At 39.0% G+C, this 15478-nt stretch carries 17 protein-coding genes and 2 pseudogenes; 10 read left to right on the top strand and 9 right to left on the bottom strand.

The annotated features are described in order from the left end of the window. The 3 genes and pseudogenes from BO26_RS22790 to BO26_RS14800 all read left to right on the top strand — a co-directional run. Window positions 1-372 (top strand): annotated as a pseudogene (locus BO26_RS22790) (hypothetical protein); the annotation flags it as partial. Window positions 373-418: 46 nt separating this feature from the next. After that, window positions 419-763, top strand: coding sequence for a DUF1240 domain-containing protein (locus BO26_RS14805; protein ID WP_051690995.1), 345 nt, complete (start codon window positions 419-421; stop codon window positions 761-763). A gap of 333 nt (window positions 764-1096) precedes the next feature. Beyond that, a complete protein-coding gene (locus BO26_RS14800; RefSeq protein ID WP_036772647.1) occupies window positions 1097-1501 on the top strand; it encodes a DUF1240 domain-containing protein in 405 nt (134 codons plus the stop codon). A gap of 66 nt (window positions 1502-1567) precedes the next feature. On the opposite strand, the gene BO26_RS14795 is transcribed toward BO26_RS14800, so the two are convergent. Beyond that, a complete protein-coding gene (locus BO26_RS14795) occupies window positions 1568-2047 on the bottom strand; it encodes an Hcp family type VI secretion system effector (RefSeq protein WP_036772646.1) in 480 nt (159 codons plus the stop codon). A gap of 114 nt (window positions 2048-2161) precedes the next feature. Then, complete coding sequence (locus tag BO26_RS14790; RefSeq protein ID WP_236637470.1) at window positions 2162-2716, bottom strand: substrate binding domain-containing protein; 555 nt, start codon at window positions 2714-2716, stop codon at window positions 2162-2164. Here BO26_RS14790 and BO26_RS14785 point away from each other — a divergent pair. Then, a complete protein-coding gene (locus BO26_RS14785; protein WP_036772643.1) occupies window positions 2704-3069 on the top strand; it encodes an MFS transporter in 366 nt (121 codons plus the stop codon). The genes BO26_RS14790 and BO26_RS14785 overlap by 13 nt on opposite strands. Window positions 3070-3452: 383 nt before the next feature. Continuing rightward, complete coding sequence (locus tag BO26_RS14780; protein WP_036772642.1) at window positions 3453-4361, top strand: hypothetical protein; 909 nt, start codon at window positions 3453-3455, stop codon at window positions 4359-4361. Window positions 4362-4745: 384 nt separating this feature from the next. Here BO26_RS14780 and exbD read toward each other — a convergent pair whose 3' ends face one another. Further along, window positions 4746-5171: a TonB system transport protein ExbD gene (gene exbD, locus BO26_RS14775; RefSeq protein WP_036772640.1), complete on the bottom strand. Its 426-nt coding sequence runs from the start codon at window positions 5169-5171 to the stop codon at window positions 4746-4748. Between the two features lie 4 nt (window positions 5172-5175). Then, window positions 5176-6147 carry a tonB-system energizer ExbB gene (gene exbB, locus BO26_RS14770; RefSeq protein WP_036772655.1) on the bottom strand — a complete coding sequence of 324 codons (972 nt, stop codon included), beginning with the start codon at window positions 6145-6147 and terminating at the stop codon, window positions 5176-5178. Between the two features lie 354 nt (window positions 6148-6501). Here exbB and metC point away from each other — a divergent pair, with 354 nt between their 5' ends. The 3 genes from metC to BO26_RS14755 all read left to right on the top strand — a co-directional run bounded on the left by metC (window position 6502) and on the right by BO26_RS14755 (window position 8749). Continuing rightward, window positions 6502-7695 carry a cystathionine beta-lyase gene (gene metC, locus BO26_RS14765; protein WP_036772639.1) on the top strand — a complete coding sequence of 398 codons (1194 nt, stop codon included), beginning with the start codon at window positions 6502-6504 and terminating at the stop codon, window positions 7693-7695. Between the two features lie 130 nt (window positions 7696-7825). After that, window positions 7826-8176, top strand: coding sequence for a type II toxin-antitoxin system PrlF family antitoxin (locus BO26_RS14760; RefSeq protein ID WP_036772637.1), 351 nt, complete (start codon window positions 7826-7828; stop codon window positions 8174-8176). Window positions 8177-8182: 6 nt separating this feature from the next. Beyond that, window positions 8183-8749 carry a type II toxin-antitoxin system YhaV family toxin gene (locus BO26_RS14755; RefSeq protein WP_338049142.1) on the top strand — a complete coding sequence of 189 codons (567 nt, stop codon included), beginning with the start codon at window positions 8183-8185 and terminating at the stop codon, window positions 8747-8749. Window positions 8750-8752: 3 nt separating this feature from the next. Here the strand turns inward: BO26_RS14755 and tnpA are convergent. Continuing rightward, window positions 8753-9047 (bottom strand): annotated as a pseudogene (gene tnpA, locus BO26_RS22250) (IS200/IS605 family transposase). A 37-nt stretch (window positions 9048-9084) separates the two neighbouring features. Between tnpA and BO26_RS14750 the strand changes: the two are divergent. After that, on the top strand, window positions 9085-9756 hold the full coding sequence (locus BO26_RS14750; protein ID WP_036772636.1) for a DedA family protein: 672 nt from the start codon (window positions 9085-9087) through the stop codon (window positions 9754-9756). A gap of 262 nt (window positions 9757-10018) precedes the next feature. Then, window positions 10019-10891, top strand: coding sequence for a 2,5-didehydrogluconate reductase DkgA (gene dkgA, locus BO26_RS14745; RefSeq protein WP_036772634.1), 873 nt, complete (start codon window positions 10019-10021; stop codon window positions 10889-10891). A gap of 123 nt (window positions 10892-11014) precedes the next feature. Here the strand turns inward: dkgA and ftsP are convergent, their stop codons facing one another. The 4 genes from ftsP to BO26_RS14720 form a co-directional block, all read right to left on the bottom strand. Further along, the gene (ftsP, locus tag BO26_RS14740; protein ID WP_036772632.1) at window positions 11015-12430 is read right to left on the bottom strand and encodes a cell division protein FtsP; all 1416 of its coding nucleotides are present in this window, start codon (window positions 12428-12430) and stop codon (window positions 11015-11017) included. Window positions 12431-13110: 680 nt separating this feature from the next. Then, window positions 13111-13536 carry a nucleoside triphosphatase NudI gene (gene nudI / locus BO26_RS14730; RefSeq protein WP_036772629.1) on the bottom strand — a complete coding sequence of 142 codons (426 nt, stop codon included), beginning with the start codon at window positions 13534-13536 and terminating at the stop codon, window positions 13111-13113. Window positions 13537-13545: 9 nt separating this feature from the next. After that, window positions 13546-14256, bottom strand: coding sequence for a deoxynucleoside kinase (locus BO26_RS14725; protein WP_051690992.1), 711 nt, complete (start codon window positions 14254-14256; stop codon window positions 13546-13548). Continuing rightward, window positions 14253-15140, bottom strand: coding sequence for a radical SAM protein (locus BO26_RS14720; protein WP_236637469.1), 888 nt, complete (start codon window positions 15138-15140; stop codon window positions 14253-14255). Before BO26_RS14720 ends, BO26_RS14725 begins: the two co-directional genes overlap by 4 nt. Window positions 15141-15478 lie beyond the last annotated feature (338 nt).

Below are 15478 nucleotides of genomic sequence, written 5' to 3'. Positions count from 1 at the left end.
AGATTCGGTATAGTATTCTCAGCTGCATATAGACTAGTTGAGTTAATATTTAAAGATGAATATGGATTGGTTGATTTGTTTGTTAACTTAACAATCGATGGTGCAAAATTAGCTATTTCAATAGGTGTTGCTACAGCGGCTAATACTCTACTGGTTTCCCCAGTCTTAGCTTTGGGGGGGAGCCTTATGCTTGTAACTCTTGGCGTTTTTCTTATTGGGGTTGGAGTTTCGTTTGCTTTATATTGGTTAGATGACCACTTTAAAATTAGTGAAACTATAATTAAAAATTTAAAGAAGAATAGAAAGGTAAATCCGACACCATACCATCCGGATCAACTTTTTAATATGTGGGGTAGATTAAGTCGTGGATAATACAAGTAAAACAAAACTATATTTAGGTATATCGTTGCTTATTTTTATGACAGTGTTATTTTTATTTTTCTCATTGAGTGATTATGTCGGTTTTTTTAGACGTGATAGCATTATTACATTCTCGTGGAAGAGTGCGGGGTTTATTTGGTTTACTCCTGTGTTGCTCTATCTTGCCTATATTTTATATAGAATCTCCTTGGGTAATGTGAAACGTCTTAATAGCAAAATAGGTGATTATATTTCATGTGTGTCAATAGCCGGTTTTATCCTTACTCTATTTGTGTCTTTTTATGTTGATGATGAATTAAGATCTGAGGGATATTTAATCTGTAGTAAATCATCATGGATGGCTCCAAATAAGTATGTTAAGGACATTTCACTTTGTTACTAAGCATATGCTCTTTATGCTTAGTTGTGTCGAGTAGCCAACAGGCGACTCGACAGGATTTTATGTTTATTAATAATTTCTATCTTCCCATATGCTGTAAGCAGATGTGCCTGCTGCTATATGATTCCATGAGATGGATTGATGGAAGAAGATATATAAAATTATCATGTTACCCTTGTGTTTTTGCTATTTGTTTTTTAACTTCTCTTGCTTTATATTGGTTAGATGACCACTTTAAAGTTAGTGAAACTATAATTAAAAACCTAAAGAGTAGAAAGGTAAATCCGACACCATACCATTCGGATAAGATTTTTAATATGCGGGGTAGATTTAGTCGTGGATAATATAAATAAGAATAAAGCCAAATTATATTTAGGCATATCATTGACTCTTTTTATGGCTGTGTTATCTATATTTTTTTCATTGAATGATTATGTCGGTTTTTTTAAGCGTGATGATGTTATTACATTCTCATGGAAAAGTGCTGGAGCTATTTGGTTTAGTCCTGTGTTGATTTATATTTCTTCTATTTTATATAGAATCTCATTGGGTAAGGTGAAACGTCTTAATGGCAAAATAGGCGATTATATTTCATGTGTGTCAATAGCAGGTTTTATCCTTACTCTATTTATGTCTTTTTATGTTGATGATGAATTAAGATCTGAAGGATATTTAATCTGTAGTAAATCATCATGGATGGCTCCAAATAAGTATGTTAAGGACATTTCACTTTGTTACTAAACATATGCTCTTTATGCTTAGTTGTGTCGAGTAGCCAACAGGCTACTCGACAGGATTTTATGTTTATTAATAATTTCTATCTTCCCATATGCTGTAAGCAGATGTGCCGGCTGTTATATGATTCCATGAGATAGATTTATAGTTGAGTGTAACTCTTTCATATGGCATGGCATCAAAATCATTTATAGAATGCGGGTATATACAAGAAACATCTGTGATAGTGGCTTCAGTGATTTTTACTTCATAGAATAATTCCAATTGTCCAGCTTGACCCGTTCTGTAAAAAACAAAAACACCATTTAGAGATTCGTTTGAATCTATTGCCATAGCTAACAATGGTGATGATTTATCTACTGGTTTAATGAATTGTATGGGTTGATGACTGACATTCTGCTGTCTTGTTATTGTATGGTTTAAACTCAGTACCTGTATTTGATCCTCGTGTCCATTTTGATACCTATTTCCTATTGAATCCAGGGTCGAACACCCAGCAGAGATCAGTCCTTGTTTTTTACCATTCAAAGACAAATAAATCATGTATGACATAAAATTACCATCCTAATTTTTTATAATTTAACCTAATAAATTCTAAGTCAGTTAAGTATGTAACCTAACACATAAGTAAAAATTATAGTAGTAATATAAATCTACCAATCATAACTAAATAATCCTGGTAAGCCACTCATGCAATAACGACATAAATACGGTTAATTTTGCTGGCAGGTGAACAAGTGCCCGCAGTAAATAAATATCTTCTTTGCGTCCATCGGGATCATTGAATAAAGGCATAAGTTTTTCAGAACGAATATCTGTGGATACCACCCAATTAGGCAAAAGCCCTACCCCAAATCCATTAACAGCGGCCATTCTCAATGTTTCAAAGTCATCACTGCGAAAGATCCTGTTATCATCGTTGAAGTTAATAATACTGCGATAGCGTGACCAGCAAATACCTGCGGGGTCATGATGTTTATCAAGCAAATAGTGCTCACCCAGTTCAGTAAGTGTTTTCGGCATTCCATGCCTTTGAATATAATCTGGGCTGGCACAAATAATCCAAGTTTGTGTAGAGATGCGTTTTGAATAAAGCGTGCTGTCTTTTAATTCACCAATTCGAATAACGGCGTCGAGACGATCCCTAACAGGATCAGTTAAACGTTCTGTTTGATCAAGTTCAACCTGAATTTTAGGATATCGCGTAAATGCTAGCTTCACCAATAATAGGTTCGTTGACAGATCACTTCGGTGGAAAGGCAATTGTTGCCGCAGGCACTTTATTAGTAATGCTAGCCTTGTGCCTAATTAGCGGCACGAGCCACAGTATTCTATTTTTATTCGTTGGTATTATTCTGCTAGATCTTGGCAGCAGAGCGGGTTTAGTGGCAAATCAAACACGGTTATATACATTATTACCTGATGTCCGTAGTCGGCTTAATACCGTATTTATGACCTGCTATTTCGCCGGTGGCGCAATAGGTTCCTCTTTGTTGGCTGCACTCACTCACCCCGGTCACATAGTTATCTATTCTCCCGGGGATTCGCTCCCTTGCCGTCGCAATGCATCTTGAAATCTATTGGGTATATTCTTTTATGCCGTAAAAAGTGATATTTATAAATTGGTAGAAATTGACGTTATTATATTGGTGCTACATTCATTAATCACATAAATTCGACCAACACTTTTCTACTTATTGACTATATATGAAAAAGTATCTCCGGAAATTCTGTAATTCACACATCCTAATTCAACCAATTATCATGTTAAAACACATACCATACTGATTGAAGAGATTGTAAACAGTCTGCCTAGCTTAACTTGTATGCAAAAAACAATTAAGCCATTTGTGTAATATACAAAAACACATTACACATTTACTATTAACGTGTTATCTTTATCTGGCATTGAAACCAGTTAATTAATTTAATTCCAAATAGGTTAAAAAATTGTCTTATGACCTCTAAACTCTATCCTACGATACTGATCCCTTTTTTCTTCGCGCTAACAGCTTGTGATTTAATTAAAGATTTTGATGATGACGCCGGTAAGTTCTACTTTAGTAATTCAGGTAACACGCCTCTACAATTTAAAATTGATGACCAATCTTTTAATTTAAAAGAAGATGAAGTTGGGATAGTTGATTTAAAAGTAGGCGAACATGTTATGGAAACTGCCGACGGGCAACAAACTCCGTTTATGGTGTATCCGAATAATAAAGGCGGTATTATTAATCCAAACAAAGATATGTACTACACCTACAGTATGGTTTATGCAACAAATGAGAATAGTGCGAATCGCTTTTCTCCCCCCATCAATCAAGTCGTCATCAATGGCGAAGTATACGAAGGTCCCATCCACAGTACCAATGCAGTATTTATTGATAATAATTTCTTTCGCTGCACTTACCCAATTGGTACTCCATTCCCAAATGAAATTAAGTCTTGGGACAAAAAATCCGTTGGTACAATTGAAACTAAGTGCTTTAATAAAAAAGAATTTTTAACCTTTTATCATAATGAAACCGGCGAGCCAATTAATCCCCAAGCTACTATCAATGTGGCTGCAAACAGTGACTCCATAACAGATTATTTTGGTAACAGTGTGCCAAGTGCTGACTTCGAAAATCCAGATCTTCAAACCAAAGCCCAAAAGATAGTGGCTTTATTGCAGCAATTTGTACAGTCTAAAGACGCCAATGTGCAAAAAGATTTTCAAAAGCAATATCACGAATTAATTATGGATTTGATTCAAGTCTCCAGTAAAGTAGCCGTGCATCAAACTAAAGAAGAAAACGAAAAATACAACCACTTTTCACAACAAAGTGGTAATGTAATTGGTGCAGGCATTATGGCTAGACCATAATTTTATAACAAAACCGCTTGATTAAATTGCCTCCAAAATATCGGAAACCTTTCTGATATTCAGAGAGGCAATTTCTATTAGATGTTTTAACATTTAAGCTTCCCATCATTCACTATTATCTTGCTGGTAGATAGACAGATAATAAGTATTGTGATCAAATTCACCTTTTTAATATACCTGTTATCTTTCAAGTTGCCTCTTTGTTGGCTGCACTCACTCACCCCGGTCACATAGTTATCTATGCTCCTGGGGATTCGTTCCCTTGCCGTCGCGATGCATCCTGAAATCCATTGGGTATAAATATTATTAAGGAAGAAACTGGTAATTACTAATTCGTTTTATCTCAACCGCGCTTTTCAGCGCGGTTGTTTGGTAAAGCAGCCGCTAACCCGATGAAACCGCTTCCATCCCTACCAATCCCACTTTCAAATAACCCGATTTACGCAGAGAATCCATCACACTCATCAGTGTTTCATAATCCACCGTTTTATCAGCCTGAAAGAAAATAGTTGTCTCTTTATTGGATTGTGTTGTCTGATCCAATACCGCCGCCAAAGTATCATGATCTACCTGTTGATCACCGACATAAAGCTGGCGATCAGCCTTAACCGTCAGGAATACCGGCTTTTCTGGACGTGGCTGTGGTTTCGCCGACGAAGCAGGTAAATCCACTTTAATATCAACGGTTGCCAGTGGCGCTGCAACCATGAAGATAATCAACAGCACTAACATCACGTCAATAAACGGTGTGACGTTGATTTCGTGCAATTCGCCACTATCGTCTAAATCTTCATTAAGACGCATTGCCATAAAATCACCTTGTCTTGCTATTTGCTAAATCCAGATCACGGCCAAGCAGTAATAATGACTGTGCCGCCACATCACCAACCTGACCGCGGTAAGACGCTATCATACGAGCGAAGATGTTATAAATCACAACAGCAGGAATTGCCGCCACTAAGCCAAGTGCGGTCGCCAATAACGCTTCTGCAATGCCCGGAGCAACAACTGCAAGGTTAGTTGTCTGTGAGTGAGCAATACCGATAAAGCTGTTCATGATGCCCCACACCGTACCAAACAGACCAACGAAAGGAGAAATTGCCCCAATTGTTGCCAGATAACCATTACCACGCCCCATATGACGGCTGATAGCCGCAACTGAACGTTCCAGACGGAAAGAAGCGCGTTCTTTGGTACTATTCAGATCAAGACTCTCAGAAGATAACTGACGTTCCGTCTGAACTTCACTCAACAACACACGACTGATACTCAGTTTACTGAAACCTTCTGCAATTTCAGCCGCCTGTTCAAGGCTCTTAACTTCTGCCAATGCCAGTTGTTCTTTCCGTAAACGACGACCAGCAGCCAGCAATTCAGCACCTTTTGAGAAGAATAAGGCCCAGGTAATAACAGAAGCAATGACCAAACCAATCATAACGGTTTTCACAACGATATCCGCGTTCTGATACATGCCCCAAATAGACAGATCGGTGGCAAAGCCACTGGAAAGATTAGCGCCATCCTGTGGACCGTTTGATAAAACAGCATCAGTTGCGACTGGAGTAACCTGGGTAGATTCTGTAGCGGATGTTGTTTGCGGAACGACCTGATTTGCCTGTAATGTCATCGTATCAGAAGTCGCAGGGGTAGCTGTCGGAGCAGGGGCTGCAACCTGTGCGGTTTTTGCCGTAGGATTGTTGTCTGTTGCGGATGCTGGTGCTGTATCAGCCAGTGCTGAACCTGTCAGTCCGAACGCTAATATTATTGAAGCAGTCAAATTACGCATCAGTTGGCCTTTGCTCCCTTTCTTATAAACCTTTTTATTTAGCTGTGAATTGCCTTTCGTCATCTCGCTAACCTTAATTTACCCTGAGTCTTCACTCACCTTCACCAGATGAGTAAAAATGCAAGCTGATAATATCAGACATTAAGTGATTTGATAGTAATTATCATTATTGTTTAATAAAAAAGTGTTACCCCTTCACAAAATAAAGTCAAAGAAACCCTACTCATAGGTTACCAGATTGAATTTTCGTCAAGTTGCTCTAATCCCTTTGTACAAAAAGGGCTAAATCTTTTAACGTGTTAACCATGTTTTTTTACACCGTTTCAAAAATCGAAATAAAGGTGGCAATGGATCATGACAGAAAAAAAATTGGAAACTTCATTAGTCAGTGCCGGCAGAAGCCATAAATTTACCCAAGGCGCAGTAAACCCCATCATTCAACGAACGTCATCTGTCATTTTCGATTCTGTGGAATCCAAAAAGCAGGCGACAAAGAATTGTGCTAATGGCGAGCTATTTTATGGCCGTCGTGGTACACAGACTCATTTCTCCTTTCAGAAGGCAATGACTGAACTGGAAGGTGGTGCAGGCTGTATGCTTTATCCTTCTGGTGTTGCCGCGATCAGTAATGCCATTCTCTCTTTTGCTGCTACCGGTGATCATATTCTATTAGCCGGTTCGACTTACGACCCAACACAAGCCTTTTGTGACAAGATATTGTCACGAATGAATATTACTGCCGATTATTTCGATCCTATGATTGGTGAAGAGATTGCTAAACTCATTAAGCCCAATACCAAAGTGGTGTTTCTTGAATCCCCGGGCTCCATCACCATGGAAGTACAAGATGTTCCGGCTATTGTCCGTGCTGTACGGCGAGTCAATCCAGATATTGTCATTATGATAGATAATACCTGGGCTGCGGGGGTATTGTTTAAAGCATTAGCGTTTGGCATCGATATTTCTATTCAATCCGGCACCAAATATATTATTGGTCATTCAGACGCCATGTTAGGTATTGCCGTAGCTAACGAACGCTGTTGGGCACAACTACGGGAAAATTCCTATTTGATGGGACAAATGGCCGATGCTGATACGGTTTATATGGCAAGTCGCGGATTGCGTACTTTAGCGATTCGCCTGAAGCAGCATGAAGAAAGCAGTATCGAAATAGCGCGCTGGCTGCAACAAAGAACCGAAGTGGCAGAAGTTTATCATCCAGCCCTCCCCTCCTGCCCCGGTCACGACAATTTTATCCGTGATTTTAGTGGTTGTAATGGCTTGTTTTCCTTCCGGTTAAAAGAGAGGTTAACCACTCAACAGTTCACCAATTATCTGGACAATTTTCACCATTTTAAAATGGCATTCTCATGGGGCGGTTTTGAATCTCTGATTCTGGGTTATCAACCAGAAGAGATAAAAATGATGCGCCAGTACGATGCCCCACAAAAAACAGGCACCCTGTTCCGCCTGCATATCGGGCTGGAGAATGTTCAGGATTTGATTGATGATTTAGCTGAGGGGTTTAGTCGGATTTCTGTTGATTAATCTTATAGTTACTTAATATAAAATATAACAACTGAAAACTTCAACACCTGGAGACAAATAAATTGTTATTGCAATGCATTTGCATTACACTTTGTCGAAAGATTATTAAATAAACAAATGAGGTCGAAATATGCACGAATCATCAAGTGTTGAGTTCGATGTTGGAGCAGAATCCAAACTTACCCGTCGCAGCCAAACAACTATTCCAACGCCAGTCCGTAAAGCACTTAAACTAAGACCAGGACATGATAGTATCGAATATAAGATTTTATCTTCTGGTGATGTACTTATCAGTCGTAAAAGCAGTGAAGAAGAAAAAGATCCTATAATAGAATCATTTCTGAACTTTCTGGCACAAGACATTAAAAAACATCCTGAACAAATACAACAATTAAGTGAACAACTCATTAACCGGGCAAAGTCACTTACCTCTGGAACAGACATAGATCTAAATAATCCACTATCTGCCGACGATGAGTAAAGGGCTATGTACGATCGAGTATGTGTAATAAACGGATGGGCTCTTTTTGCCCATCCGTGCTTTATAGAGCAACTGAAACAAATAATAGTCAAGGTCGAACAACTTCAACAGAAATATCCAAATGACTATCTGAAAAAAAATGATGCAAAACGCTTAGCTGCAATCATAAAACTTGTTACTGAAATTATTCCCAGTGACCCAGCTAATATAGCCTTTCGTTTAGGGTACACATTAAGCGGAAAAAGAAAACACTGGTTCAGAGCAAAATTTTTCCAACAATATCGCCTTTTCTTCCGTTTTCACACCGAGAGTAAAATTATTATCTTTGGCTGGGTAAATGATGAAAGAACAAAAAGGGCATATGGTGATCAACGTGATGCTTACAAAGTATTTGGAGAAATGCTTAACGCTGGACGCCCACCAGATGACTGGGATTTTCTTTTAAAAGAATCAATTGTATCACCACACTTAGCTGGACTTCTTAATGAACGCCAGCCATCTTTTCCTCCAAAGAGTATTCCCGCCGACATCAGGCGGGAGAGGAATTTGGACGTGCTTGAAAAGCCCGAATAACTATCAGCCACGCTGATTCTGAAGGTATTTTTTCACGACTTCCAGTGGCGCTCCACCTCACGGACAGTTGCACGGTTGGAGGGGACTCAATCCGCATATGGACGTGCTCGGACTCACCGTGACTCTCTTTTAGCTCAGCACCAAAATCACGGCATACCTCACCGGCATACTGATGAAATGCCGCAGAATGTCACTCACCAAGCATATTTCTACGGTATTGGGTCACAAACACAAGATGTAGGGAGGATGCCAAGGTTAAGATTTTACGGTAAACTGACTTTATATATGCAAATGAAATAAATTTACTTATAACAGTCACAGGATAAATATAAATAATGGAAGTGCTACACGAGATTATGCGGGCATTATGGCAGCATGATTTTTCCAAACTTGCCAACCCCGATGTTCTCTGGATTATCTATGGCATTCTGTTCATGACTCTGGTTCTGGAAAATGGTTTATTACCCGCAGCTTTTTTACCCGGAGATACATTATTAATCCTTGCTGGTGCGTTGATTGCCAAAGGAGTAATGTGCTTTATCCCTACCGTTTTGATACTGACAGTAGCAGCAAGTATTGGTTGCTGGCTTGGTTATCTTCAAGGACGATGGCTTGGTGATACCAAACGGGTTAAAGGTTGGCTAGCACAACTTCCCATTCAGTACCGCCAACGGGCCAATATGCTGTTTTTCAAACACGGTCTGGCCGCTTTGCTAATTGGCCGTTTTCTGGCTTTTGTCCGTACTCTGTTACCAACACTGGCAGGTATATCTGGGCTCAACAGTAAACGCTTTCAAATTTTTAATTGGCTAAGCGGTTTATTATGGGTCATTACCGTGGTTGGTTTCGGTTATCTTCTCAATCAAATCCCGTTTATTAAAAGCCATCAGGATCTAGTCATGAACATTCTGGTGATATTACCTATCGTGCTGCTGTTAAGTGGCTTAGGTGCATCTCTACTGATGTATTGGCGCCACCGCAGGGCCTCTACGGTAAAACGTAAATAAAAGTCATCATGGTTTACAAACCGAGACTGGTTTTTTATCCTAGCTTAATTTCTAACCAACAGTATGTATGTGGACTTCTGCTCAGTTATCGAATGATGTTTCTGTGTTTGATGCTCCACAAAATCAATACTTGGCTTAGATCACGCCGATTGTATTACTTTCTTCAATTACTCTTAATATCAACTTAATATCAACCATCATTATTTATAACGATACGTTTTAGCTGATATTTTAACTGTCTATCTTTTTTTAGGAGGTAGTAATGGATAATCAACCTATCATCAAACTTGCTGACGGAAACCATATGCCGCAGTTGGGACTGGGATCTTGGGCCGCAAATAATCAGCAAATAGTTACAGCAATTCACGCCGCCCTGGATGTAGGTTATCGAGCAATTGACACCGCCGCTATTTACAATAATGAAAAAGGGGTAGGTAAAGCTCTGCAAGAAACAGACATTCCCCGTGAAGATATCTTTGTTACAACCAAATTGTGGAATGACAGACATAATGATGTCCGCGCCGCACTAGCAGAAAGTTTAGAAAAATTGCAACTTGATTATGTTGACCTCTATCTCATTCACTGGCCGGCACCACCACAGGATCAATATGTAGGTGCCTGGCAGCAAATGATTGAATTACAAAAAGAGGGACTTATCCGTAGTATCGGTGTTTCTAATTTCCAACCTGAACATATCCAGCGGTTGATCAATGAAACTGGTGTTCATCCTGTCATTAATCAGATTGAGCTACATCCACTCTTCCAGCAACGTCAGCTTCATGCCTGGAATGCCACACACCATATCGTTACCGAATCCTGGAGCCCGCTGGCACAAGGTGGTGAAAATGTATTTGATAATCAACTGGTGCAACATCTGGCACAAAAGTACGGTAAAACACCCGCTCAGATCGTTCTCCGCTGGCACATTGATAACGGCATGATTGTGATCCCAAAATCGGCCACGCTATCAAGAATCAAAGAGAACTTTGATATATTCAATTTCAAACTGGAAAAAGAAGATTTGACCGCTATGACTACTCTGGATACCAACAAACGTTTGGGACCAAGCCCCGAAACATTCGTTGATTTCAGCGAATTCAGTCACCTTCTTGATTCCATTGATCCAAATGGCTAGTGCCCCAAATTAACTGAAAAAAATCATATGGTGATAATGAGCAAAAAGGTCAGAACCTGCGCGGCTTCAACACCGCGCTTTGATTTTATTTGGCCATTATCGCCAATCTCGGTTTTCATTTACCTAATTGACAGACATGGTCACTAACTGCCCAACAGAACCACGATCTGCCATTTCCAGGATCTGGCTGTAATACAAAAACGGGAAATGCTCATAAGATGGCTGGTTCATATAAACCAACAACTCCATCCGACCATCAACCCAAACCGTATCTTTCCAGCCATAATCCTGTGGTTGAGGTGCCGCCCCATTACTGCTAATAACCTTAAACTGTACACCCTCAATATGAAACGGTTGTGGAGAAGAGGTATTCACGATCCAGCGCTCCCATGTTCCTTGCTGGCTGGTAATATCAACCCGGTTCATATCCCACAACACACCGTTAATTCCCGGTGGATTATCATCAAGATAGATCTCTCGGTTGCGGATTGCGTTAGAAAGCTGCATAGAATCATCGACCAGACGGGATGGTAGTGCATCTGTCACCAGAGATAACAAACCTGTCGCTTTGATGGTCAGAACAGTGCTGGAAATCAACATAGTGGATGGTTCAAACAACCCACGCAGCCGATCAAGTACACCTGCTGATTCACCTGCCGTCACAGAAATTTCATCCCCTTTGGACATATCAATCAATACTTCACGCCGCTCACCCGGTGCAATAGACATTTGTTGAATAGATATGGGTGAAGTTAACAATCCCAAATCAGTACCTATCATATAGAAAGGACGGCCATCACTGATTTGTAACTGATATCGGCGAGCATTAGATGCATTCAATAAACGTAGACGAATCCAACCGCGAGGTACCTCGATAAAAGGATTTTGCACGCCATTAACTAACAAAGTATTACCAATAAACCCACCAGCAGTAGGCTGATACTCAGGAACACCAAAGTTATCCAGCCGTTTATCCTGGAGAATAACCGGGAAATCATTAACACCATAGTGTTTCGGCAACGGCAAATGACGACTGCTTTCATCTTCTACCAACCACATCCCGGCCAGACCGTTATAAACATGTGGTGCCATCCGGTTAGGCGTATTAGCATGATACCAGCAGGTTGCCGCTTGCTGACGGATAGGTAGCACCGGAGACCAGTCAGCTCCCGGAGAAATCTGACGAGCAACACCTCCAGTCAGAGTACCTGGTAATTGCAATCCGCTGACCGTCATCGAAACCGGTTCTGCCAACCGATTACTGTATATCAGTTTCACATCATCATTTTTATGAACCCGCACAGTCGGACCAAGATATTGGCCATTAATTCCCCAGACATTAGTTTTATATCGTCCATCAAAAGTCCAACGCGCTTTTTGTAAAGTCAGAAATAGCGGTTGTCCACCACGGGATTCCAATAAAGGGGGAACCGGCAAAGCAGTTCGCTGATTTTTGCTGGCCCGAGCCATGAAAGGAGCAGCTCCGATACACATTGCCAAGCCTGATGCCTTAATAAATTGGCGCCGACTAAATGACATATTTTCTCCGCGACAAACATAATTGAATTCCAGGTGTTATGTAGCTCATTTTGCCATCACTCACCATGGACGATAATAACTCATTACCGAAGTTATTAAAGTTTATTGTCCTTTTGATTGCGCTTAACAAAAACATTATTTACCAAACGCTCATCATATCGCGAATACGGAACGAATTCTAAAACTATCTGAACGCATTACACAAATCTGTCCCGGTAAGTAAACCGTTATACATGCCGGGAGTTCTACCTATCGATGAGTTAACTGGTAATACTTTTCAAAGTTGACGAACCGGGTTGAATCTCTGTTGATGTTTTTATGTTTGAATACCGGGGATCTTGCTAACAGTGATTTATCGAAACACCATTTCCTGGTGCCATGTAAATCTTTCAGCTTTTGCCGGAGATTATCTGCGTATGCCCCGCCATCTCAGTTCTCTTCTTCCATTGGGTTACCCTTTTGTTCAATTCAAAAACAGAGGGGAATTTCTCACCGGTTTCAGGCAAGAATTTCGTCTCTACCAACCCATAATTAAAATAGAGCTTCCAATTCATGAAATCGCCGTCCACCCCACAAGAGTAATTTATTCTTCCAGGTAATTTATTTACTAAATATAAAATATTATTAATATTTCAAGCCAGCAATGCTGGCTTTCTTTTTAGAATAGATGTAATACTAATTTAAATCAGATTTTTTTGCTTTAACGTTATTTTTGTTGCTTCATTTAAATCATATTTATATAGATCCTCCTTCATCACCCAGGCATAACTTTCAAATTCATCATTAATGATTATTTTGGTATTTTTAGCACGGCAATTAAAAATAAGGTAAATCATATAAATTTCTTCTGTTGAGCCATCCTCATAGGTTTTTACTCTGATGTCATCTCTAAATGTCCAGGGCTCTATATGATCTAATTCTAACTCTGAACCTAACTCTTCTCGGATTTCACGTAAAAGAGCCTGTTCAATAGTTTCCCCTGCTTCAACGCCTCCTCCGGGAAGGGCCCATTGCCCTGGAAATACGCCTTTATTAGAAGGCATCTTACATAACAAGTATCTGTTATCATACTCAATTAATGGACATACAATAATGCGTTGACGCATGGCTATCCCCTATTTATAAAACAACTTATTAATAACCGCATTTGTTATCTCGGTGCAAGTGAGTGATGAATCAAAAGTGATAACTTTCTCCCTCTCTTTTTCTGTTAGTTTTTCGTAAAATTCATTATATTGCTTATACCAGCCAGAAATCCAGATTTTTTTTGTTTCTTCATCTGGAAATTCTCTGGGTCTAATTCCTAACATTTCATCTCTCACGAGATTATCAAGTGAAAACTCAACAGGAAAGTCCATAAATACGATTACATCAGGCTCTGGAAGATGGTTTTTTATTTCATCCCAAATAGCTAAATATGCATCGCGATCATCATTCGATATGTATCCTTTTTCATACAAAAATTCTATAAATATATAATCCTCCAGATGTGATCTTTCCATTACAAGATTATACCCTGCATCAACCCAAGCCTTTATTAATAACGCTCGTTGGATCATAAAATTTATCTGAATAAGATAGCCATAGCGGCGAGTATCAGAAAATAGTGACTGGAGGAAAGGGTGATGAATAGCTTTTTCATCAATTGCTATTGTATGGTTATCTAAGTTATATAATGCAGAACCTATTGACTTTAATAGAGTACTTTTACCAACCCCAGAATTTCCTGTTAAGCAAATATATTTTGGCTTCCTAATAGAAACATATTCCTGTGATGGTAATTCCCAAGGATCGGAATAAAGATAATGCAATGCTTTATTGTTCATTTCAACATTCTCCTTTCTTCTATCCAGAATCTATTATCCTGACATTTTTTTACTACTAGTGGATTACCAAATATTGATGAAAGAATTTTTTCTTTTTCATCATTCTTCATATTACACAATAACGTATAGTTATCCCCATCTGGAATAATTATATCAAAATTAGGCTCCATAACGATGTTCGCCTTATCCCTCTCTTCAAAAGTAGCCCAACTAATAGGAACATCAGGGAAGTCTCTTTTCAAGATTCTCATTTCAGAGAGAAATAAATATTCATCTATTTCCAATTTTTCACGTTTCTCTTTTCCTACACCTAACGGACAAAACTGGTAAAATCGCCAAGACTGTACGTTATAAGGTAATCTATTAACCCAGGAAATGATATCATGGAGCTTACCAATATTTGAATTGGAAACAACCGTAGTAAGTTTGATATTTATTTTATTATTAACACCAGAAAGCCAATTTAATATATTCTTAACAACATGATGCTGATTACTCATTTTATCACTGCGAATATCGATATTAACTTCTTTATCTATACCATCAATAGGGATACCAACCCAATCAAGAATATCATTTAGTTGTGCATGATCCATGGAAAAACGATGGCCAACAGTAGAGAGATAAGTGAGAAAACCTTTCCTTTTCGCATATTTTATTAACTCAATATAATCTTTTCTGCTGGTTGGTTCTCCTCCGGTAAATCCCATTTTCCTGAATCCTATCTGATACATTCTGTCTATCACAGATAAAATTTCAGTGGTTGTGTTATCTTGAATCCCTGGATTCCTAAAACAGAGATCACAACCAAGATTACAATGTGATGTTATTCGAAAATCTAATAGTAATTCTTCAGGCTTGTACATAGGTCCATCCTTTTTCATGAAAAATACCAATAAGACATTAACTAATTAGTACCACAATTTGTATGGTTATTATGTGTGATAAATCAAATTTCTGACGGTAATAAACCCAAAAACAAGAAATTGAAATTAAAAGATTGCGGTTATTGGAAATGATAGATTTCAACAGACAAACAGCCGACACAGAGATGACGAAGCTTCCACTTATTTATTGCTTTTTAATGCTGCGTTTAGCCCCGGTCGGAATTTACAGGCTTGCCCGATGGATGAGCATATTAATTCAGTGCGTCATATTCCCGCACTATTACAGACCACGTGGTAATTTTCAATACAGAAATATAATATCAACCATCCTGGGC

The sequence above is a fragment of the Photorhabdus australis DSM 17609 genome (genome assembly GCF_000711895.1).
GTDB lineage: Bacteria > Pseudomonadota > Gammaproteobacteria > Enterobacterales > Enterobacteriaceae > Photorhabdus > Photorhabdus australis.
The sequence above is the reverse complement of the archived record's forward strand: the minus strand, read 5'-3'. Positions and strand labels throughout refer to the sequence as shown.

Bases quoted from the DNA above. Each gene is read 5' to 3' on its own strand.
- exbD (WP_036772640.1), bottom strand. From the start codon at position 5,171: ATGGCAATGCGTCTTAATGAAGATTTAGACGATAGTGGCGAATTGCAC.
- exbB (WP_036772655.1), bottom strand. From the start codon at position 6,147: ATGCGTAATTTGACTGCTTCAATAATATTAGCGTTCGGACTGACAGGT.
- BO26_RS14755 (WP_338049142.1), top strand. From the start codon at position 8,183: ATGTACGATCGAGTATGTGTAATAAACGGATGGGCTCTTTTTGCCCAT.
- BO26_RS14725 (WP_051690992.1), bottom strand. From the start codon at position 14,256: ATGAACAATAAAGCATTGCATTATCTTTATTCCGATCCTTGGGAATTA.
- metC (WP_036772639.1), top strand. From the start codon at position 6,502: ATGACAGAAAAAAAATTGGAAACTTCATTAGTCAGTGCCGGCAGAAGC.
- ftsP (WP_036772632.1), bottom strand. From the start codon at position 12,430: ATGTCATTTAGTCGGCGCCAATTTATTAAGGCATCAGGCTTGGCAATG.
- BO26_RS14780 (WP_036772642.1), top strand. From the start codon at position 3,453: ATGACCTCTAAACTCTATCCTACGATACTGATCCCTTTTTTCTTCGCG.
- BO26_RS14750 (WP_036772636.1), top strand. From the start codon at position 9,085: ATGGAAGTGCTACACGAGATTATGCGGGCATTATGGCAGCATGATTTT.
- dkgA (WP_036772634.1), top strand. From the start codon at position 10,019: ATGGATAATCAACCTATCATCAAACTTGCTGACGGAAACCATATGCCG.
- BO26_RS14720 (WP_236637469.1), bottom strand. From the start codon at position 15,140: ATGAAAAAGGATGGACCTATGTACAAGCCTGAAGAATTACTATTAGAT.
- BO26_RS14785 (WP_036772643.1), top strand. From the start codon at position 2,704: ATGCTAGCTTCACCAATAATAGGTTCGTTGACAGATCACTTCGGTGGA.
- BO26_RS14795 (WP_036772646.1), bottom strand. From the start codon at position 2,047: ATGTCATACATGATTTATTTGTCTTTGAATGGTAAAAAACAAGGACTG.
- BO26_RS14805 (WP_051690995.1), top strand. From the start codon at position 419: ATGACAGTGTTATTTTTATTTTTCTCATTGAGTGATTATGTCGGTTTT.
- BO26_RS14760 (WP_036772637.1), top strand. From the start codon at position 7,826: ATGCACGAATCATCAAGTGTTGAGTTCGATGTTGGAGCAGAATCCAAA.
- nudI (WP_036772629.1), bottom strand. From the start codon at position 13,536: ATGCGTCAACGCATTATTGTATGTCCATTAATTGAGTATGATAACAGA.